This window comes from Streptomyces sp. NPDC015532 (assembly GCF_043078065.1).
In the GTDB taxonomy this organism is placed as follows: Bacteria; Actinomycetota; Actinomycetes; order Streptomycetales; family Streptomycetaceae; genus Streptomyces.
In genome coordinates this window covers 39,294-60,245 of the sequence record NZ_JBIBSY010000001.1, presented here as the reverse complement: position 1 = coordinate 60,245, position 20,952 = coordinate 39,294, and the positions used below count along the sequence as shown (strand labels likewise).

Annotated in this window: 14 protein-coding genes and 1 other RNA gene; 6 read left to right on the top strand and 9 right to left on the bottom strand. The window is 72.1% G+C overall.

Going from position 1 to position 20,952, the window contains the following annotated elements; translation table 11 throughout:
* Positions 1-22: 22 nt before the first annotated feature.
* The 5 genes from ssrA to ftsE all read right to left on the bottom strand — a co-directional run bounded on the left by ssrA (position 23) and on the right by ftsE (position 4,031).
* Positions 23-411, bottom strand: a transfer-messenger RNA (tmRNA) gene (ssrA, locus tag ACF07B_RS00210).
* A 127-nt stretch (positions 412-538) separates the two neighbouring features.
* A complete protein-coding gene (smpB, locus tag ACF07B_RS00205) occupies positions 539-1,084 on the bottom strand; it encodes an SsrA-binding protein SmpB (protein WP_326787444.1) in 546 nt (181 codons plus the stop codon).
* A 69-nt stretch (positions 1,085-1,153) separates the two neighbouring features.
* Positions 1,154-2,320 (bottom strand): S41 family peptidase, encoded by a 1,167-nt coding sequence (locus tag ACF07B_RS00200; RefSeq protein WP_369486509.1) that lies wholly within the window; start codon positions 2,318-2,320, stop codon positions 1,154-1,156.
* Between the two features lie 67 nt (positions 2,321-2,387).
* Positions 2,388-3,308 carry a permease-like cell division protein FtsX gene (gene ftsX, locus ACF07B_RS00195; RefSeq protein ID WP_369486508.1) on the bottom strand — a complete coding sequence of 307 codons (921 nt, stop codon included), beginning with the start codon at positions 3,306-3,308 and terminating at the stop codon, positions 2,388-2,390.
* Between the two features lie 33 nt (positions 3,309-3,341).
* The gene (gene ftsE / locus ACF07B_RS00190; RefSeq protein ID WP_362389590.1) at positions 3,342-4,031 is read right to left on the bottom strand and encodes a cell division ATP-binding protein FtsE; all 690 of its coding nucleotides are present in this window, start codon (positions 4,029-4,031) and stop codon (positions 3,342-3,344) included.
* A 301-nt stretch (positions 4,032-4,332) separates the two neighbouring features.
* Between ftsE and ACF07B_RS00185 the strand changes: the two genes are divergently transcribed.
* Positions 4,333-4,524 (top strand): hypothetical protein, encoded by a 192-nt coding sequence (locus ACF07B_RS00185; protein WP_326787440.1) that lies wholly within the window; start codon positions 4,333-4,335, stop codon positions 4,522-4,524.
* Positions 4,525-4,620: 96 nt separating this feature from the next.
* Here ACF07B_RS00185 and ACF07B_RS00180 read toward each other — a convergent pair whose 3' ends face one another.
* From ACF07B_RS00180 to ACF07B_RS00165, 4 genes are all read right to left on the bottom strand, one after another.
* Positions 4,621-5,244: a hypothetical protein gene (locus tag ACF07B_RS00180; protein ID WP_392177211.1), complete on the bottom strand. Its 624-nt coding sequence runs from the start codon at positions 5,242-5,244 to the stop codon at positions 4,621-4,623.
* Between the two features lie 336 nt (positions 5,245-5,580).
* Positions 5,581-6,687, bottom strand: coding sequence for a peptide chain release factor 2 (gene prfB, locus ACF07B_RS00175; protein WP_392177210.1), 1,107 nt, complete (start codon positions 6,685-6,687; stop codon positions 5,581-5,583).
* Positions 6,688-6,940: 253 nt separating this feature from the next.
* Positions 6,941-8,182: a serine/threonine-protein kinase gene (locus ACF07B_RS00170; RefSeq protein ID WP_392177209.1), complete on the bottom strand. Its 1,242-nt coding sequence runs from the start codon at positions 8,180-8,182 to the stop codon at positions 6,941-6,943.
* A gap of 137 nt (positions 8,183-8,319) precedes the next feature.
* Positions 8,320-9,990, bottom strand: coding sequence for a serine/threonine-protein kinase (locus ACF07B_RS00165; protein WP_392177208.1), 1,671 nt, complete (start codon positions 9,988-9,990; stop codon positions 8,320-8,322).
* A gap of 502 nt (positions 9,991-10,492) precedes the next feature.
* Here ACF07B_RS00165 and ACF07B_RS00160 point away from each other — a divergent pair.
* From ACF07B_RS00160 to ACF07B_RS00140, 5 genes are all read left to right on the top strand, one after another.
* A complete protein-coding gene (locus ACF07B_RS00160; protein ID WP_392177207.1) occupies positions 10,493-14,452 on the top strand; it encodes an FHA domain-containing protein in 3,960 nt (1,319 codons plus the stop codon).
* A gap of 268 nt (positions 14,453-14,720) precedes the next feature.
* Positions 14,721-16,127 (top strand): ABC transporter substrate-binding protein, encoded by a 1,407-nt coding sequence (locus tag ACF07B_RS00155; protein ID WP_392177206.1) that lies wholly within the window; start codon positions 14,721-14,723, stop codon positions 16,125-16,127.
* A gap of 7 nt (positions 16,128-16,134) precedes the next feature.
* The gene (locus ACF07B_RS00150; protein WP_369486122.1) at positions 16,135-17,475 is read left to right on the top strand and encodes a carbohydrate ABC transporter permease; all 1,341 of its coding nucleotides are present in this window, start codon (positions 16,135-16,137) and stop codon (positions 17,473-17,475) included.
* A gap of 88 nt (positions 17,476-17,563) precedes the next feature.
* Positions 17,564-18,475 carry a carbohydrate ABC transporter permease gene (locus ACF07B_RS00145; protein WP_369486123.1) on the top strand — a complete coding sequence of 304 codons (912 nt, stop codon included), beginning with the start codon at positions 17,564-17,566 and terminating at the stop codon, positions 18,473-18,475.
* A 151-nt stretch (positions 18,476-18,626) separates the two neighbouring features.
* Positions 18,627-20,909, top strand: a complete 2,283-nt coding sequence (locus tag ACF07B_RS00140) for a CDP-glycerol glycerophosphotransferase family protein (RefSeq protein ID WP_392177205.1) — start codon at positions 18,627-18,629, stop codon at positions 20,907-20,909.
* Positions 20,910-20,952 lie beyond the last annotated feature (43 nt).

Below are 20,952 nucleotides of genomic sequence, written 5' to 3'. Positions count from 1 at the left end.
GGGGCCTGTGCCCACATGGGATGAGTGGAGATGGCGGGAATCGAACCCGCGTCCAACGGTGCAAAATCAGGGCTTCTCCGTGTGCAGTTCGCTGCGCTTTTCTCAGCCCCGGTGATCACGCGAACAAGTCGCCGACGGGCTCAGTCACTGTTTGATTTCCCACCGAACCCCGTGACCGGGCTCAGTGGTTTAGTCCCCTAGATTATGCCAGGATCCGGGTCGGGAACACTCCCGGGCTGACACCCATTAAGGGTCCTTCACTCACTGCTTATTAGGCAGCGAGGGCGAAGGACTGGGAATCGCTCTTGGTATTGGCGATTATTTTTTGCGACATATGGTTTACGAGATCATTGCCGCTTCCTCGACACGCTTCCCCTGCTTCAACAGCCGCTGTCGAAACCGATCATCCCCATGTTGATTTTTCAAAGCTCGGCCCCTCCGGGGAGGAACCACTCCACACCCGCTGTGGGGTGCGTTGCCATCGTACGTGACCAACGCACGACGGTGCCAGCCTATTCCGCGGGCCCCGCCCGGCGCCCTACTCGCCGCGCTGCTTCCGCTTGGCCGACGCGATCGCGCGGTCCGACTCGCGCCGGTCCTGCTTCTCGCGCAGGGTCTGCCGCTTGTCGTACTCCTTCTTGCCCCGGGCGAGCGCGATCTCCGCCTTCGCCCGGCCGTCCTTGAAGTACAGGGCGAGCGGGACGATCGTGTGACCCGTCTCCTGGGTCTTCGCCTCCAGCTTGTCGATCTCCTCGCGGTGCAGGAGGAGCTTGCGCTTGCGGCGCACGGTGTGGTTGGTCCAGGTGCCCTGGCTGTACTCCGGGATGTGGGCGTTGTGCAGCCACGCCTCGTTCCCGTCGATCTGGACGAAGCCGTCCGTCAGCGAGGCGCGGCCCTGGCGCAGCGACTTGACCTCGGTGCCGGTCAGGACGAGCCCGGCCTCGAAGGTGTCGATGATCGCGTAGTCGTGCCGCGCCTTCTTGTTCTGCGCGACGATCTTGCGCTTGCCGTCCTTGACCTTGCCGGAGGCCTGGCCGCCCTGCTTGGGCTGGGACTCCTTCGGTACGTACATTCCCTTGCTCATAGTGCTGGCCATTTTCGCACTACAGGGGGGCTCGGGGGAAAGCCGATTACCCGGGCCGCGGTCCGCGGGTCAGGGAAGGTCCCCGAGACCGCTCAGCACGGTCTCGGCCCGCTTCAGCGACTCCTTGTCCGCCTCCAGGTCGGGGGTGATGCCCCGGCCGTCGACGGAGCGGCCCGCGGGGGTGCGGTAGTGGCCGACGGTGAGCTCGGCGACGGAGCCGTCGGGCAGCCGGCTCGGCATCTGCACGGAGCCCTTGCCGAAGGTCCTGGAGCCCACGACGACCGCGCGCCCGCGGTCCTGGAGGGCCCCGGTGAGCAGTTCGGCCGCGCTCATCGTGCCGCCGTCGACGAGCGTGACCAGGGGCCTGGAGGTGTCACCGCCGGCGTCCGCGTGCAGAGCGCGCTGGGCGCCGTTCACGTCGTACGTGGCGACGAGGCCGCCGTCGAGGAAGGCCGAGGCTGTGGTGACGGCCTCGGTGACCAGGCCGCCGGAGTTGCCGCGCAGGTCGAGGACGATCCCGGCCCGGCCCGGGGCACGGCCGACCGCGCTCCGCACGGCGTCGCCCACGCCCTTGGTGAAGGCGTCGACCTTGATCAGGGTGACCCGGCCGGGAAGGCTGCTGACGGTCACGGAGTCCGTGGAGAGCCGGGCGCGGCGCAGGGTCCGGCTCCACGACTGCGTGCCGCGCTCCAGGCCGAGGGAGACCTTCGTGCCGGCGGTCGCCGCGTCGGCGTCGCCGCGCAGTAAGGAGACCACCTCGGTGACCGGCCGGCCGTCCACCTTGGCGCCGTCGACGGTGCGCAGCAGGTCGCCCTCGCGGATGCCCGCCGCGGCGGCGGGTGAGCCGGCGCTGACGCGGGTGACCTCGATCCGTCCGTCGCTCTCGCGGCGGGCCCACAGGCCGACGCCGGTGTACTGGCCGTCCAGGGCCTCCTCGAACTCCTCGTACTCGCCCTGGGAGTAGACGGCGCCCCAGCGGTCCCCGCTGCGGCTGACGGCCCGTTCGGCGGCCTCCATGGGGGATTTGCCGTCGGCCATCGCCTCGGCGGCGGCCTGGGTGACCTCGTCGTGACGGCGTGCCGAGGCCGAACCGGGCGTCGGGTCAGTGGTCTTCCGGGCGGGGTCGGAGAACGATCCGGTGGCCGCGCCGGCGACCAGGACACTCGCGAACACCAATGTCAGGGCCGCCCCGCGGCGGATGCGGCGGGGCTCACAGAACAGGTCACGGCCTGACATGCCGGTGAGTCTAGGACAACGCGAAGGGCCGCACCGCCGGTTGACGGTACGGCCCTCTTGGGATGCGTCACACCTTCAGGTACTTGCGCAATGCGAAGAATGCGGCCAGTGCGGGCATCAGCAGGCTTGTCGCGAGGATGAGCGGGAGCTTGGTCAACACGGCGTCCCAGCCGATGAAGTTGATCAAGTTGAGCTTCTCGGACAGCGCCAGACCGTGGTCGATGATGAAGTACCGGGCGATCAGCAGGAATCCGCAGGCGACACCGCCGCCGATGAGTCCGGCGACCGCGGCCTCGGCGATGAACGGCGCCTGGATGTAGAAGCCGGAGGCGCCGACGAGCCGCATGATGCCGGTCTCGCGCCGCCGGCTGAAGGCCGAGACGCGCACCGTGTTGACGATCAGCATGAGGGCGACGACGAGCATCATCGCCATCACCGCGCGCGCGGCCCAGTTCATGCCGTTGAGCAGCCCGAACAGGTTGTCCAGGATGCCCTTCTGGTCCTGAACGGACTGCACGCCGTCACGGCCGTCGAAGGCGGTCGCGATGACCTGGTACTTCTCCGGGTCCTTCAGCTTGATCCGGTACGACTCCTGCATCTGGTCCGGCGTGAGGGAGCTGGCCAGCGGGGAGTCGCCGAACTGCTCCTTGTAGTGCTTGTACGCCTGGTCCGAGGACTCGTAGGTGACCTTCTGGACGACCGTGGACATCTTGTCCAGGTCGGCGATGATCTGCTTCTTCTGGTCACTGGTCACCGCGCCCCTGGCGCAGTGCGGGTCGGACTCGGCGTCGCTCTTGTTGCAGAGGAAGATCGAGACGTTGACCTTGTCGTACCAGTAGCCCTTCATGGTGTTCACCTGGTCGCTCATCAGGAGCGAGCCGCCGAACAGGGCGAGCGAGAGGGCGACCGAGACGACGACCGCGAAGGTCATGGTCAGGTTGCGGCGGAGACCGACACCGATCTCCGACAGAACGAACTGCGCGCGCATGGCGTCTTCCTCAGACCTTTCCGTGGACGATGATCAGTGCTGGTAGCCGTAGACGCCGCGCGCCTGGTCGCGGACGAGACGGCCCTTCTCCAGCTCGATGACGCGCTTGCGCATCTGGTCCACGATGTTCTGGTCGTGCGTCGCCATCAGGACCGTGGTGCCCGTCCGGTTGATCCGGTCGAGCAGTTTCATGATGCCCACGGAGGTCTGTGGGTCGAGGTTTCCGGTCGGCTCGTCGGCGATGAGGAGCTTGGGCCGGTTCACGAAGGCTCTCGCGATGGCCACACGCTGCTGCTCACCACCGGACAGCTCGCCGGGCATCCGGTCCTCCTTGCCGCCCAGGCCGACGAGGTCGAGCACCTGGGGCACGGACTTGCGGATCTCACCGCGGGACTTGCCGATGACCTCCTGGGCGAAGGCCACGTTCTCGGCGACCGTCTTGTTGGGCAGGAGGCGGAAGTCCTGGAACACGGTCCCCAGCTGGCGGCGCATCTGCGGCACCTTCCAGTTGGAGAGGCGCGCTAGGTCCTTGCCCAGAACGTGCACCTGGCCTTGGCTGGTCCGCTCCTCGCGGAGGATCAGCCGCAGGAAGGTGGACTTTCCGGAGCCGGAGGAGCCCACGAGGAACACGAATTCTCCGCGCTCGATCTCCAGGGAGACATCCCTGAGAGCGGGGCGGGTCTGCTTGGGGTAGACCTTGGAGACATTGTCGAATCGGATCACGGGTGCACCACGGGTCGCCGGGGGTAGGTGTGCGTGACCATACGCGAACCGGGTGTGCGAGCGCAGTCGGCGTACGGGGTTGCGCACGGCTTGCACGATTTGTCACGGATCCGGGGCGCGATTCACCCCCGGCCGGACGGGCTGAGGGTACTCCGGGCGGGGCAGGACAAGGAGGGCCGCGCCGAATTCCGCGGAACCTGGCACAGTGGTAGGGGAACGGTTGCGTTCGCCGCAGCGTTAAGGAAGCGATGTGTACGCGAGAGTGCTGCGTACGCGGAGACGTCGCAAGGAGGGCCGGCGCATGACGTACGACCGACTGGTATGCGCTAACTGCGCGGCACCCGTCAGCGAGGGCCGCTGCCGCGTCTGCCGCGCGAACCGGGAACGGCTCCAGCAGGAGAGCCCCTTCGCGGGACTCAACCCCATGGCACTGATCGCTCTGCTCGCGGTACTGATCGCAGCACTGGCGCTGGTGGCCCACCAGACGGTGTGAGAGCCACGGGGACGGTCCGGCACGGCCGCCGTCACACCTGAACACGGGAAGGGCCCGGAGCGAGCTGCTCCGGGCCCTTCGTCGCGTGGGCGCGCGTCAGGCGGCGGCACCGCCGCGGCCGCCGGACAGGCGCGGCAGCAGGCGGAAGCCGATACCACCGGCGATCATCGTGGCGGCACCGATGAGCAGGAACGCGGTCTGGCCGGCACCCGTCTCGGCCAGCGCGCCGTCCTTGCCCTGGGCCTGGGTGTCCGAACCGGTGTCGGTGAGGGCGGAGGAGCCCTCCTCCTGGGCGCTGGAACCACCGTTGGGGTCGGCGTCGTTGCCGCCGCTTCCGGTGCCGCCCGTGCCGCCCTCCGAGGGGGCGGAGGTGCCGGAGGTGGGCTCGCCGGTGGGCTCCGTGGGCTCCTCGGTGGGCTGGGTCGGCTCCTCGGTGGGCTCCGTGGGCTCCTCGGTGGGCTCGGTCGGCTCCTCCGTGGGCTCGGTCGGCTCCTCGGTGGGCTCGGTCGGCTCCTCCGTGGGCTGGGTCGGCTCCTCGGTGGGCTCGGTCGGGATGCCCGTCTCGGTGGGCGTCGGGGTCGGGTCGTCAGCGGTGGTCGCCGTGAGACCGACCTTGAGGTCGAGCGCCGAGGCGGCACCTGCCGCCGTCAGCGAGGCACCGGCGGCGATCACAGCGCAGGCGGCTATGCGCGCCACGCGGATCCGCGTCTTCTTGGTCATGTTCCTGCTACCCCCAGTAGCTGATCGTCAATGGAGCAGCGCCCGGAGCCACGGCGTCACAGGAGATTGCGTTCGACCCCCCGGTTCACATGCGCCCCGGTGATACGCATGCCACACGTCACCCTTCCCAGTTTTCAAAGCAGCGTCAAGGTCGTTGCGTACGCGATGTCCGGAACACCATCGTTTGCCTGGCCTGAGGACATGTGACTGTGACGGAAAACCCAGACAACCCCCACAACGAAGGCAACTGCCGTCCGATGGACGGCAGTTGCCTTGTCGACAAAGAGGTTTCAGCGGGGGCGGAGAAGGTCCGCCCGCACCGCTTCTGTCGTGTGCTTACTTCTCCTGCTGCTTGCGCCAGCGAATTCCGGCCTCCAGGAAGCCGTCGATCTCGCCCCCGAACACGGCCTCGGGGTTGCCGACTTCGTGCTCCGTGCGCAGGTCCTTGACCATCTGGTACGGGTGCAGGACGTACGAACGCATCTGGTTTCCCCAGGAGTTGCCGCCGTCGCCCTTGAGGGCGTCCATCGCGGCCTGTTCCTCCTGCCGGCGCCGCTCCAGGAGCTTGGCCTGCAGAACGTTCATGGCCGAGGCCTTGTTCTGGATCTGCGACCGCTCGTTCTGGCACGAGACGACGATGCCGGTGGGGAGGTGGGTCAGGCGCACCGCGGAGTCGGTGGTGTTGACGCCCTGGCCGCCGGGGCCCGACGAGCGGTACACGTCGATCCGGAGCTCGGACTCGTCGATCTCGATGTGGTCGGTCTGCTCGACGACCGGCAGGATCTCGACACCGGCGAAGGAGGTCTGGCGGCGCCCCTGGTTGTCGAAGGGCGAGATGCGCACCAGGCGGTGCGTGCCCTGCTCCACGGAGAGCGTGCCGTACGCGTACGGCACGTGGACGGCGAAGGTGGTGGACTTGATGCCCGCCTCTTCCGCGTACGAGGTCTCGTAGAGCTCCGTCTTGTAGCCGTGGCGCTCGGCCCAGCGCAGGTACATGCGCTGGAGCTTCTCGGCGAAGTCGGAGGCGTCGACGCCGCCGGCCTCGGCACGGATGGTGACGACGGCCTCACGGGAGTCGTACTCGCCGGACAGGAGCGTGCGGACCTCCATCTCGTCCAGCGCCTTCTTGACGGAGACGAGCTCGGCATCGGCCTCGGCACGGGTGTCCGGGTCGTCCTCCTCCTCGGCCATCTCGAAGAGCACGCTCAGATCGTCGATGCGCCCGCGGAGCGCCTCGGCCTTCCTGACCTCCGCCTGGAGGTGGCTCAGCTTGCTGGTGATCTTCTGCGCCTCGTCCGGGTCGTCCCACAGGGACGGCGCGGCCGCCTGCTCCTCGAGCACGGCGACATCTGCCCTCAGCTTGTCGAGGTCCAGGACGGCCTCGATCGACTCCATGGTCGAGGAGAGGGACTTGAGCTCTTCGGATACATCGACGACTGCCACGCCTCCAGCGTAACGGTTACGGCAACCGGGCCCGCCCTCGTCCCCTGGGGCCCGCACCGCGGTGACCGCCGAAGATCTTCCTCGCCCCCTCCGCCCCTTCCCGTCCCGAACCCGGGGCTCCGCCCCAGACCCCGCTCCTCAATCCCCGGAGGGGCTGATTCTCAGCGGGGGTCTGGGGGCGGCAGCCCCCAGGTACGGGACGGGTAGGGGCGGAGGGGGCGGAAAAAGGCCGTTCCCGGGGCGCCGGCCGGGGTCAGGGTGAGGCCGGGGCCGAGTTCTTCGTGTCCTGGGGGGCCGCGTCGTCGTCGCCGGAGGTGGCGAGCCAGGTACCGACACCCACCGCGGCCACGAGGGCGACCGCCGCCACCCCCAGGGTGATCCGCCGCCGCCGGGCGGAGGCCCGGTGCCGGGCGGACCCGGGACGGGGCGCGCCCGCGGCCCGGGGCGCGCGAGCCGTCCCCCGGGCCCCGCCGGCCAGCTCGTCGGGGGCCGGTACCCGCATCGAGGTGTGGGTGTCCCGGTTCGAGTCGGGCGCGGCCCCCGGCACGAGGGGCACGGCCCCGCGCCGCTCGCGCGCCGCGGCGGGCGCCGCCGGCTCCGCGCTCTCCTCGTACTCCTCGTCCCCGTCCGCGGAGTCCGCGTCCGGGGAGTCCACGTCCAGCGGCGGCATCCCGGCCAGCAGCGGGAGCTGCTCCCGCAGCCGCGCGCCCAGCTCGGAGGCCCGCAGCCGGGACGCGGGCGCCTTGGCCAGACACTGCACGAGCAGCTGCCAGAGCTCGTCCGGGATGCCCGGGAGCGGGACCACGGTCTCGGTGACATGGCGGCGCAGGACCGCGCCGGGGTGTCCGCCCCCGAAGGGCGTGAATCCGGCGAGCAGTTCGTAGAGCACGGTCGCCAGCGCGTAGATGTCGACGGCGGCCCGCGGCGGCAGGCCCTCGACGATCTCGGGCGCGAGGTAGTCCGGCGTGCCGATGATCTTCGTGACCCGGGTCCGGCGCGGCGAGTCGATGAGCTTGGCCACTCCGAAGTCGGTCAGGAGGGCCGGGTGGGAGCCGCCGGGGCCGAGCGGGCCCTGCATGTCGAGCAGGACGTTCTCGGGCTTCACGTCGCGGTGGACGACCCCGGCGGCGTGCGCGGCGGCGAGTCCGTCGGCCACGTCGGCGACGATCGCGACCGCGGCCTCCGGGGCGAGCCGGCGCTCCCGGTCGAGCCGGGTGCGCAGGTCGGTGCCCCGGACGAGGTCCATGACGAGGGCGAGGTCGTTGCCGTCCACCACCAGGTCGCGCACCGCCACCACGTGGGGGTGATCGAGGCCGAGCAGCGCGGTGCGCTCCTGCACGAAGCGCCCCACCAGCTCCTGGTCGGACGCGAGGTCCTCGCGCAGCAGCTTGATGGCGACGGGTCCCTCGGGACCCTCGCCCAGCCACACCGTGCCGGCGCTCCCCCGCCCCAGGATCTGGTGCGCGGTGTACCTGCTGCCGATCTTGCGTGCCAAGACTGCTCCTACAGACGCGTGTTGCCGCTTAAAGTACGCGCCCGCGGAGCCAACCTTCACGCCCGAGACCGAAATCACCCGTCAGATGTCGACAAGTCCCCAGAGTCGGCGTTCCGAGGGGGCCCGGATCAGCTGCCCTAGCCGCCCGTGGGGTCCTTCGAACCGAGATCCTCGATCCAGCCGCTGACTTGGTCGTACCAGTGGGTGATCTGGCCCCAGAAGCTCCTGGTCGATCCGATCCAGTCCTGGAGGGGGCTGAATTCCCAGATCAGCCAGCCGGCCACGAAGAAGATGACGATCGTGAACAGGCACCCCTTGAGGCAGCCGAGTCCCGGGATCTTCATCGGGTTGGCGCTGCCCTGGCGGGGCTCGCGCTGACGGGGGGCGGGCTGCTGGGGCCGCTGCGGTTCGGGCGCGTACCGCTGCGGCTGGGGCTGCTGCTGGGGCGCGGGGGCGTAGCGCTGCGGCTGCTGGTGCTGCGGCGCGTACTGCTGCGGCTGCCCGCCCTGCTGCGGATAGCCGTATCCGGGCGGCGGCTGCTGGCCCTGCTGCGGACGCTGCCGCTGGGGCTGCTGCGGCTGCTGCGGACGGGCGACCTGGCGCTGCGGGCGGCGGCGCAGCGGGTCCTCGTTCGGGTCGAGGTACTGGACCTGCGTCTGTTCGTTGCGGTCACGGGCCGCGCGCATCTGGCTCTGCCAGGGGTGCGGGTCGTCACCCTGGCCGGGCTGTCCGCCCGGCTGGTTGTGGGGCACGGGCGGCAGCACGGCGGTCGGGTCGGCGGCGCCGGAGGTGTGCGGGAGCACGCTGGTGGCGCCGTACGGGTCGTAGGAGCCCGCTCCCTGCGGCAGCACCTGGGTGGCGTCGGCCGCACCGGGGACGTCCGGGACAGGGGCCGGGGCCGGGTCGGGGGCGAGCAGGGCGCCGACGCCCTCGGCGGCGGTGATCTGCGCCGGTGAGGCGTGCACCCCGATGCCCGAGGCGACGGCACGCAGTCCGCGCGCGAGGTTCTCGGCGCTGGGCCGTTCGTCCGGGTTCTTGCGCAGGCAGCGCTCTATGACGGTCCACAGCGGGTCCGGGACGGTCGAGGGGCGGCGCGGCTCGGCGCTCAGGTGCTGGTGCAGCACTTCGAGGGCGGACCCGCCGGAGAAGGGCGGGCGCCCGGTGACCAACTCGTACATCAGGATGCCGGCGCCGTAGATGTCGACGGCGGACGTCTGGGGGCGTCCCTCGGCGGACTCCGGGGCGACGTACGCGGGCGTGCCGACGAATTCGTGGGTCCGGGTGAGGCCGGGGGAATCGGCCAGCCGCGCGATGCCGAAGTCGGTCAGCATCGGGTGCATCTGGCCGGCGTACTGCTTGAGCAGGACGTTCGCGGGCTTCAGATCGCGGTGCACGACGCCGTCGGCGTGGCTGGCGGCGAGCGCGTCGGCGATCTGGGCGGTGAGCAGCGAGGCCGCGACGGGCGAGAACGGTCCGTTCTCGCGCAGGTAGCGGTGCAGGTCGGGGCCGTCGACCAGGTCCATGACGAGGGCGAGGAGATCGCCTTCGACGACGAGGTCGCGCACGCGCACGATGTTCGGGTGGGTCAGGCGCAGCAGCACCGACCGTTCGCGGAGGAACCGCATCACGATGTCGGCGTCGCTCGCGAGCTCTTCCTTCAGGACCTTGATCGCCACGGTCTCGCCGGGCTGTCCCGCTACGGCCGCCTCGGCGCCCGCGGTCTCCCGCTGGCGGGCCCGCCAGACCGTGCCTGTGGCGCCGCGCCCCAGCGGCTCCTCAAGGAGGTACTTGCTCCCTACCGGCCGCACGTCATGCGCTCCCTGTTGCTTGCTTGCCTGGTCCGTCCACCGTGATCACCGTGGTACAGGAGTTTCCGACCCACTGTAGTGCCGCCCTGCCTGGCGAAGGGCTGTCCCGCCCGTGTGCTTTCCCATAGGTCCCGTGCGCACCTGTGGTTCGCATAAACGCTTACGTGGGCGCTCCCGTCCACGTTCGACAGAAAGTCGACGGAAAGTCGCTCGCATGTGTACGACGGAAAGACGCTCACTCCGGTCGCTTGGTTGCCGGGACCGGGCGTGAGCGATCTCAAGCCGACATCGGGCAGGCACGGGTCAGGAACTTTTACGGGCAGAGCCGACCAATCAAGATCACTTACAGGTGGGGGGCGGGCGTGTTGTCAGCGGCAGGTGCGAGGATGCCTCCAGTTACTGGCCGACGTGCCCGTGCGCGGTGGGGGGATCTGCGGTGGGGGACCGCAGCGCAGCCTCGTCCTCGTCGCGGACACCTGCGCGGAAGGGACCCCTGACGGCGATGCAGATCCGGCTGACCGTCGTAGACCCGCTGGGCCCGCCCTCGGAGCCGCGGGGGCGAGCCACGGCCTGCGATGTGCTGGTGACCGCGCCCGCCGGGACGGCGCTGGCAGCGGTCGCCTCGGGGCTGGCCTCGGCGGTCGGGGGAAGCGGGGGCACCTCCCAGGGGGAGCGGGGCCGTGAGTCGGGCGGGGGCCAGGTCGTGCTCTACGCGGGCGCGGAGCGGCTCGACGCCCAGCGCTGCACCCTCGGCGAGCCTCCGCTGACCGACGGCGCCGTGCTCTGTCTGGGCGCGCCCGCCGAGCCGGGTCCCGATCTGGACGGCGTCTCGGCCCAGCTCCATGTGGTCGCGGGGCCCGACGCCGGCGGGGTGCACCTGCTGCACGGCGGCCAGATCCGCATCGGGCGCTCCGCGGACGCCGACGTGCCCCTGGACGACCCCGACGTGTCCCGCCTGCACTGCGCGGTCACCGTCACCCCCGAGGGCCGTGTCTCGGTCGCCGACATCGGCTCCACGAACGGCACGACACTGGACGGCTCCCGGGTGGGCGGCCGGCCCGTCCCCTTCACCGCGGGCGCGCTGCTGCGCGTCGGCGAGTCCGCCCTGCGGCTCTCCCCTCCGGGCGGCCCGGACCTCGTGGAGACGGCACCGGACGGCGAGGGCCATGTGAGGGTGCGGACCGGGTCCCCCGGGGACGCCCCCTCCCGGGCCCGTGGCACCGACCGGCCCGGCGCTCCGGCCGCCTCCGGCGCCACCGCCCGGCGGGACACCTCCTCCGCGTCCGCCGGCGGCTTCGCGTCGGAGACCTCACCGGGCGCTTCGGCCACCGGAGCGGGCGCGGACTCCCCGGAGCCGCAGGATTCCCCGCAGAGCGCGTCGCACCCGCGCGGTGCCGTGCCCCACGCGCGCGGCGAGAGCCCCTCCTTCGCCCCGGGGAGCGTCGTGCCGCCCGCGGGCGAGACGCATCACGCCTACGGGACCGCCGAGTGGGGTGCCTCCGCCGGCGTCCCGGGGGCGCTGGAGTACGGACGGACGGTGCCCCCCGCCGTGCCGGAGCAGGGCGGGGCGCCCCGGAGCGAGAGCGGGCCGCGGGGCTCGACGACGGAGGGCCGCGGGTCCGGCACCGGCGCGTCCGCGCGCGAGGCGGGCCGCCCCGGCGGGCCCGGGAGGACGTCCGGCGACCGTGCCGGAACGCGGGCCGCGCGCGCGGAGACGTACGGCGCGGGGGCCGGACCGCGGGCCGTACGCCCCGAGACCTTCGGACCCGGCGCCGCCGACGCGGCCGGCACCCCCGGGGCGGACATCCCAGGCGCGCGCGCAGGCACCCCGGCCGCGGGCACGGACCTCCCGCCGGGGTCGCGCAGGCGGGGCGGTATCGGCGCGTGGGCCCGGCGTCTGGCCGGCGGCCGGGGAGGACCGTCCCCCGCCGCGCCAGAGGCGTACGAGGACGGAGCCGTCGCGGTGGAGGAGCTCCTTCCCGCCGTGCACCGCTCTCCCGAGAGCTGGCCCGACCCGGCGACCCTGCTGCTCACGGCGCTGGGCCCCGGCCCGCGGCTGTGGGAGCGCGGACCCGGCCACCCCGAGGCACTGACGGTACGGCTGGGCACGGCCGACCGGGCGGCACCGGACGGCTCGGGCCTGCTGCCCGCGGTGCCGGTGACCGCCGGACTGCGGGAGGCCGGCTCCCTGGGCCTGGCCGGACCGCGCGCGCGTCTGTCGGGGCTGGCCCGCGCGGTCGTCGCGCAGCTCGCCGCGCTGCACTCCCCCGACACCCTGGAGATCGTCCTCGTCAGCACCGACCGGGCCCGCCCGGTGGAGGAGCGCACCGCCGAGTGGTCCTGGCTCGGCTGGCTCCCCCATCTGCGTCCCGCGCACGGCCAGGACTGCCGTCTGCTGCTCGCGTACGACCGCGAGCAGGCGGCGGCGCGCACGGACGAGCTCCTGCGCCGTCTGGAGGACCACCTGGCGGAGGCGGAGGGCACGCCACGCGTCCGTGGTCCGCTGCCCGGGAGCGCCGGTGCCACGGTTCCGGCCGCCCGGTCCGCGACGCACGACGCCGACGCCGCACGCGTCGCCGCACCCGGCGGGAGCGGTGCGCGGGACACGCCGCGCAGGCCGTCCTGGGCGCGGGCGGACGACGCGTCCGACGGGTACGACGGCCCGTACACGGTGGTGATCGTGGACGGGGACCCCGGGGGCGCCGATGTCCGGGAGGCCTTGACGCGCCTCGCGCACGACGGCCCGCGGGCCGGAATCCATCTGCTGTGCCTCGCCGAGACCGCTGCCGCCTCGCCCGCGTCACCGGTGAGCGAGACCTACGAAGCGGCGTGCGAGGCGTCGCCGGCGTTCCGCGAGTGCGGGGCGGTGGCCCTGCTGAGCGGGGACGTGGCCACGGCCCTGCGGCTGCTGCGGGTGGCGCCGGGCGGCAGCGGCGAGCTCGCCCCGGACGGGGCCCGGCACGCCGGGTCGTCCCCGGCCGGCTCCCGGCACGGCGGACCCGACGAGGCCGGACGGGGATACCCCGGAGCCGCCCACACCTCACCGGCGCACTCCGGTCCCCACGACAGCGGAGCCACTCACACGGGCGTCCCGCGCCCCGCCTCCGGACGGCACGACGGCACGGGCGGGCGCGCCACCACCTCCCGTACGGGCCGGTTGCCGCGTGGGCCCCTGGGGCACGGCACCGTCGCCGCCGTGGACGCCGTGTCCCTGGCCTGGGCCGAGCGGTTCGCCCGGTCCCTCGCGCCCCTGCGGACGGACGGCGCGCTCGGGGACCGGCACACACGCGTGTCGGCGCCCCTGCCCCAGACGGCCCGTCTGCTCGACGAGTTGGGGCTGGCGCGGGCCACCCCCGCCTCCCTGATGGCACGTTGGGCGGACGCCGCGGACGACAGCGAGGCGTTCGGCGGCCGGGCGCGGGCGGTGCTCGGCGCGGGCCCGCGCGGACCCGTCTCCGTGGACCTGCCCGTCGAGGGCCCGCATCTGCTCATCGAGGGCCCGCCGGGCAGCGGCCGTACGGAACTGCTGCGCTCGCTCGCCGCGTCCCTCGCCGCCGCCGAACGGCCCGACCGGCTCGGGATCGTCCTGATGGACGGCCGCGACGGAACCGCGGCCCATGGCGGCGCGGGCGGCGGGGAGGGCCTTCAGGTCTGCACCGACCTGCCGCACGTCACCACGCACCTGACGGCCAACGACCCCGTGCGGATGCGGGAGTTCGCCCAGTCACTGAGCGCCGAGCTGAAGCGGCGTTCCGAACTGCTGGGGCGCCTCGGCTTCGCGGAGTGGCATGCCGGGAGGACGGTCCCCGGCCGGATCGTGGCCCAGCGCTCGGGCGGCAGCTCGTCGGGCGGGACCTCGTCCCTGGGGGCCTCTGACCTCGACACCCCGTCCAGCTCGACGCTGCGGCTGCGCCCCGCCGCCGCCCGCCGGCAGACCGAACCGGGGCCCGCGCTGGCCCGGTTGGTCGTGATCGTCGACGACCTGGACGCCCTGCTGGCACCGCCGCTGGGCTCCCCGGGACGCCCGGCGGCCGGTTCGGTCGTACGGGCGCTGGAGGCCGTCGTCCGGGAGGGCGACCGGCTCGGGGTGCACCTCGTGGCGGCGTCCGGCGCCGACGGCCGTACGGCGGCGTCGGAACTGGCGCGTTCCGCCGCGCTGCGCGTCACCCTCGACGCTCCGTCGCCCGGCCCCGAGGAACCCGCCCCCGGGCGCGGCCGGCTGCTGCTCCCGGACGGCCGGGAGACCTCGTTCCAGGGTGGACGGGTCACGGGCCGCATCCCCCGGACGGCGACACTGCGCCCCACGGTCGTTCCCCTGGAGTGGCACCGCATGGGCGACCCGCCGGCCCGGCGCCCGGTCCGCGAGCTGGGCAACGGGCCCACGGACCTGGCCCTGCTCGCCAGTGCCCTGGAGCGAGCCGCGCGTTCCGTCTCCGCCACCGAGACGCCCTCGCTCCTGTAGCCCGCGCCCGCGGTGCCCCCGCCGCTCCGGTCCGCTCCCGCGAACGGCCCTGGCCGCGCACGTCACCGGGGGTGGCGCCGCCCCGGCCCGGGGCGGCCGGGCGGCGTCGGCGTGCCCGGCGGGCCATGACGTGACGTCACGACCCCGTCACGATCGCGCACTTGACACCACCGGCGGTCTTGCCGCCCCCGAGTGGGCAGGCGTAGACCGGAGTGATCCGGGCAGCAGCCGCTTTGACGTTCGACGAAGAACGAAGAACGGGGCAGTGATGCGCAGCATTCCTCAGATACGAAGGTCGCCCGATCGCTTCACCCGCCACTCTCGCAGAGCCGCACAGGCCGCCGCGGCCGCGGTCGTCGCGGGTGCGCTCACGCTGACGGCATGCGGTGGCGGTGGCGACGACGACAAGGGAAGCGACGGCGGCAAGGCCACGGAGAGCGGCGGCGCGGGCTCCGTCACCCTGCCCAGGCTCGACGGGGCCACCCTGGAGGTGGCCGCCGTGTGGACCGGCGCGGAACAGGCCAACTTCAAGAAGGTGCTGGCGGAGTTCGAGAAGCGCACCGGCGCGAAGGTCACCTTCGTACCGGCGCAGGACCCGATCATCAACTTCCTCGGTTCGAAGATCGCGGGCGGCGCGCCCCCGGACGTGGCGCTGCTCCCCCAGGTCGGCGCGGTGCGGCAGGCCGTCGACAAGGGGTGGGCGAAGCCCGCCGGCCCGAACGCGCAGGCGCAGTTGACGAAGAACTACGCGCAGGGCTGGCAGGACCTCGGCAAGGTCGGCGGCAAGCAGTACGCCGTGTACTACAAGGCCGCCAACAAGTCGCTGGTCTGGTACAACACCAAGGTCTTCGAGAACGCGGGGGCCAAGGAGCCCAAGACCTGGAAGGAGTTCCTGGCCACCGCGCACACGGTCTACGACTCCGGTGTCACCCCCGTCTCGGTCGGCGGGGCCGACGGCTGGACGCTCACCGACTGGTTCGAGAACATCTACCTCTCCCAGGCGGGACCCGAGAAGTACGACCAGCTCGCCCAGCACAAGATCAAGTGGACGGATCCGTCCGTGAAGGACGCGCTGACCACGCTCGCCCAGCTCTGGGGCGACAAGAACCTCATCGCGGGCGGTCCGGACGGCGCGCTCCAGACGGAGTTCCCGGCCTCGGTCACCCAGACGTTCACCGGCGGCGACCAGCCGAAGGCGGGCATGGTCTTCGAGGGCGACTTCGTGGGCGTCAACATCGCGGAGACGAAGGCGAAGATCGGGACGGACGCGAAGGTGTTCCCGTTCCCGGCGGTCGGCGACAAGGCGCCGGTGGTCAGCGGCGGTGACGCGGCGGTCGTCCTGAAGGACTCGAAGGCGGCGCAGGCGCTGCTGGCCTTCCTCGCCTCGTCCGACGCGGCGACCGTCCAGGCCAAGCTCGGCGGCTATCTGTCGCCCAACAAGAACGTGGCCGGCTCCGCCTATCCGAACGCCGTCCAGCAGGCCATGGCCAAGGCGCTGATCGCGGCCGGCGACGACTTCCGCTTCGACATGTCCGACCAGGCCCCGCAGGCCTTCGGCGGGACGCCCGGCAAGGGCGAGTGGAAGGACCTCCAGGACTTCCTGAAGAACCCGAAGGACGTGGCGGGGACGCAGGCGAAGCTCGAATCGGACGCCGCAGCGGCCTACAAGGGCTGATCCGGCGATGACGTCCGCGACGGCCGGGGGCACCGCACCGGTGCCCCCGGCCCGTACACGCAAGAGCGTGACCGGGACCCGCAAGGCGGTGGTGGCGCTCTTCCTGCTGCCCGCCCTGGTGCTGCTCGGCGCGCTCGTGGTCTACCCCATCGGGTACTCGGTCGTGCGCAGCTTCTACGACCAGCAGGGCGACGGTTTCGCCGGGTTCGACAACTACAGGGCGCTGTTCACCGACGACGGCATCCGCACCGCGCTGAAGAACAACATCGTCTGGGTGGTGTTCGCCCCGACGGTCGCGACCGCGCTGGGGCTGGTCTTCGCCGTGCTCACCGAACGGGTGCGCTGGGGAACGGCGTTCAAACTGGTCGTCTTCATGCCGATGGCGATCTCGATGCTCGCCGCCGGCATCATCTTCCGGCTGGTGTACGACCAGGACCCGGACAAGGGCGTCGCGAACGCGGTGTGGGTGGGGGTGCACGACACCTTCGCCCCGGCGTCGGCGTTCCCGAAGGCCCACCCCGGGCGGGAGTCGCCCCTCACGGCCGAGAAGGGCGGGTTCATCACCCGGGACGCCGTGCGCGCCGGACAGTCCGTCGCCCTGCCGCTGGTGGGCGTCGCCCCGGACCAGATGCCGGGCAGCGCGAAGAAGGCGGTGCGGGCGGGCACGGATCCCGGCAAGGTCACCGGCACCGCCTGGCAGGACTTCACCCGGGGGAAGGGCGTGGGCAGGCTCGGCCAGGTCGACCCGAGCGAGCTGGGCTACTCCGGGATGACGATCGAGGCGGTCAAGGACGGCGAGGTCGTCGACTCGGCGACGGTGGGCGACGACGGTACGTTCTCGCTCTCGGGCAAGGCGGACGGAGCCCGGCTGCGGCTCCCGGCGGGCAACTTCGCGGAGCCGTACAACGGGGTCGACTGGCTCGGCCCGTCCCTGGTCACCCCCGCCATCATCGGCTCGTACGTCTGGATGTGGGCGGGCTTCGCGATGGTGCTGATCGCCGCGGGTCTGGCGGGGGTGCCGCGCGAACTCCTGGAGGCCGCACGGGTCGACGGGGCGAACGAGTGGCAGGTGTTCCGCCGGGTCACGGTGCCGCTCCTCGCGCCGGTGCTCGCGGTCGTGGCCGTGACCTTGATGATCAATGTGCTGAAGGTCTTCGACCTGGTGTTCATCATCGCGCCGGGCTCCTCCCAGGACGACGCGAACGTGCTGGCCCTGGAGCTGTACCGCAAGGGCTTCTCGGAGGGCCGCCCGGGCGTCGCGAGCGCGATCGCGGTGTTCCTCCTCCTGCTGGTGATCCCGGTGATGCTCTTCAATGTGCGCAGGCTCAGGCGGGAGGTGCGGCGATGAGCTCACGCCTGTCGTCCGGCCGGGGGTCCGGGGGTTGCCCCCCGGGACAACACAGCAACGTGCGCAGGCTCAGGCGGGAGGTGCGGCGATGACGGTCCATGCCGGAAGTCTCACGAAGACGGCGTCCGCGCCCGAGGTGAACACGGCCCGCCGGTCGCTCGGTTCACGGATCGCGGGCGTCGTCAGCGGTGGCGCGGTCCGCGTCCTCCTGCTGCTCGTCGGCCTGTTCTGGCTGGTGCCGACGATCGGGCTGCTGCTGTCCTCGCTGCGCAGCTCCGAGGACATGAACGGCAGCGGCTGGTGGAAGGTGTTCAGCGCGCCCTCGCAGCTCACCGTGGACAACTACCAGAAGCTGCTGGAGAACAGCGACATCACCGGCTCGCTGCTCAACACGGTGCTGATCACGGTCCCGGCGACGCTGCTGGTCGTCGTGATCGGCTCGCTCGCGGGCTACGCCTTCGCGTGGATGGAGTTCCCCGGCCGCGACTGGTGGTTCCTCGGCGTGGTCGGCCTGCTGGTCGTTCCGGTGCAGGTGGCCCTGATCCCGATCGCCGAACTCTTCGGAAAGCTCGGCCTCTTCGGGTCGGTGGCCGGCGTGGTCCTCTTCCACGTCGGATACGGCCTGCCCTTCGCGGTGTTCCTGCTGCGGAACTTCTTCGCGGAGATCCCGAGGGAACTCCTGGAGGCGGCCCGGCTGGACGGCGCGGGCGAACTGCGCCTGTTCGCCCGGGTCGTGATGCCGCTCGGCGGCCCCGCGATCGCCTCGCTGGGGATCTTCCAGTTCCTGTGGGTGTGGAACGACATGCTGGTCGCGCTGGTGTTCTCCGACTCGGGGAGCCAGCCCATCACGGTCGCGCTCCAGACGCAGGTACGCCAGTTCGGCAACAACATCGACGTGCTGGCGCCGGGCGCGTTCATCTCGATGGTGATCCCGCTGGCCGTGTTCTTCGCGTTCCAGCGGCAGTTCGTCTCCGGAGTGATGGCGGGCGCGGTCAAGTAGGCAGGTCGTGGGGGTGTTCGAGGGGCGGGCCGGTCACCGGCCCGCCCCTCGCCGTTCACCCCGCGTCCCCCGGATGCCACATCTGGCGTAACCAAGTCACCCCTTCGGCCGTTCCCGGGCAGGTATGCCCGCGCCGACCCATGGATGTCCCGTGCCCAGGTTCAGTGTCATCGTCCCCGTGTACAAGGTTCAGGCGTACCTGCACGAGTGCCTCGATTCCGTGCTCGGACAGTCCTGCCCGGACCTCGAACTCATCGCGGTCGACGACTGTTCACCCGACGGCTGCGGGGCGATCATCGACGAGTTCGCGGCCCGCGACGCCCGGGTGCTCGCCGTGCACCTCCCCGAGAACGTGGGACTCGGGCCCGCCCGCAACGCCGGTCTCGAACGCGCCACCGGCGACTACCTGATCTTCCTGGACAGCGACGACACGCTCACCCCGGACGCGCTGCGGGCGGTCGCCGACCGGCTCAAGGAGACCGGCGACCCGGACGTCCTGGTCTACGACTACGCCCGTACGTTCTGGTCGGGCGAGGTGGTACGCAACCAGGTCTCGGCGCAGCTCGCCGAGGAGGGCCCGGCGCCCTTCCGGCTGGACGAGCGGCCCGGACTGCTGCGGCTGCTGATGGTGGTGTGGAACAAGGCGTACCGCCGGGAGTTCGTCGAGCGGGCGGGCTTCCGCTTCCCGCCCGGCTACTACGAGGACACGCCCTGGACGTATCCGGCGCTGATGTCCGCCGAGACGATCGCGACCCTCGACCGGGTCTGCGTGCACTACCGCCAGCGGCGCCACGGCAGCATCCTCGGCACCAGCAGCCGCAAGCACTTCGACGTCTTCGAGCAGTACGACCGTGTCTTCGCGCATGTCGCCGCGCACCCGGAGCTCGACCGGTGGCGCCCGGTGCTGTTCCGGCGCATGATCGACCATCTCGCCACGGTGTTCGTGAAGCGGGGCCGGCTGCCGCGCGCCGCGCGGGCCGAGTTCCTGCGCAAGGCCCGCGCGTACTACCGCCGTTACCGCGTCCCGGGCGCGCCGGCCGACCCGCGCACCCGGCTGCGCCACGCGCTGGTCGGCCTCGGCACGCATCGCACGTACCGTCTGCTCTCCTTCCTGTCGCGGATCCGCAGGAGAGCCGTACGGCGGGCCGCCGGGCTGCGGCGCGCGGTGCGCGGGGCCGCGCTCCGGTTCCACTACCGCGTGCAGCTGCGTCTCCCGCTGCGCGCCGACCGTGCCGTCTTCTCCAGCTACGGGGGCCGCGGCCACGGCTGCAACCCGGGGGCCCTGGAGTCCGCGTTCCGCAGCTTCGCCCCGCACATCCGCACCGCGTGGATCGCGCACGCAGAACACCACCACTCGATCCCGGAGCGGACAGTGCGGCTGCGTCCCGGCACGGCGGGGTACTGGACGGCGCTCGCCCGCTCCAAGTACCTGGTGAACAACGTCGACTTCGACCGGCGCATGGTCAAGCGGCGCGGCCAGATCATGATCCAGACGCAGCGCGGGACACCGCTCAAGCGGATGGGGCTCGACCTCCAGGACCGCCCGGCCGCCGCGCGGGACACCGACTTCGCCGAGCTGCTGCGCGGTGCCGACACGTGGGACTACTGCCTGTCCGCCAACCGCCACTCCACCCTGGTCTGGGAGCGCGTCTTCCCCTCCTCGTACACGACGCTGGAGTACGGGCTGCCCCGCAACGACGTCTTCCATCACGCGACGCCGGCGGACGTGGACCGGCTGCGCGCGTCGCTCGGCATCCCCGCGGACACGGTCGCCGTGCTGTACGCGCCGACGTTCCGGGACTACCGGCGCACCCAGCCGCGCAGCCTGGACCTGGAGCGGGTGGTACGCCGGCTGGGCCCGCGCTTCGTCGTGCTGGCCCGTGCCCATCACCTCCACGGAGCACCGCTCGCCGAGGCGGCGGGCGGCCGGGTCATCGACGTGTCCGGCCATCCGAGCGTCGAGTCGCTGTGCCTCGCCTCGGACGCGCTGGTCACCGACTACTCGTCCCTGATGTTCGACTACGCGGTGCTCGACCGGCCGATCGTCGTCCTCGCGGACGACTGGGAGGCCTACGAGGCGGCCCGCGGCACCTATTTCGACCTGCGGGCCTTCCCGCCGGGCGCCCTCGCGCGCGGCGAGGACGAGCTGATCGACGTGTTCGCGACCGGACAGTGGCGCGGCGCGCGCTCGGCGGGGCTGCGGGCCGCGTTCCGCGAGCGGTTCTGCCCGTACGACGACGGCCGGGCCGCCGAACGGGTCGTCCGGCATGTGGTGCTCGGCGAGGGCGCCGGCCTGCCGCCGTTCGTCCCGTTCGCCGAGCGCCGGCCGGTCCCCTCGGCCGAGGCGGCCCTCGTGCTCGTCCCGGGCTCCGGCCGGCCGCTCGGGAGCGTGCCGGCGCCGGGTGCCGCCGTACCGCTCACCGAGACCCTCTGAACCGGAGTCCGCGTGCCCTCCAGTCCTTCGCGGCCCACGCCCA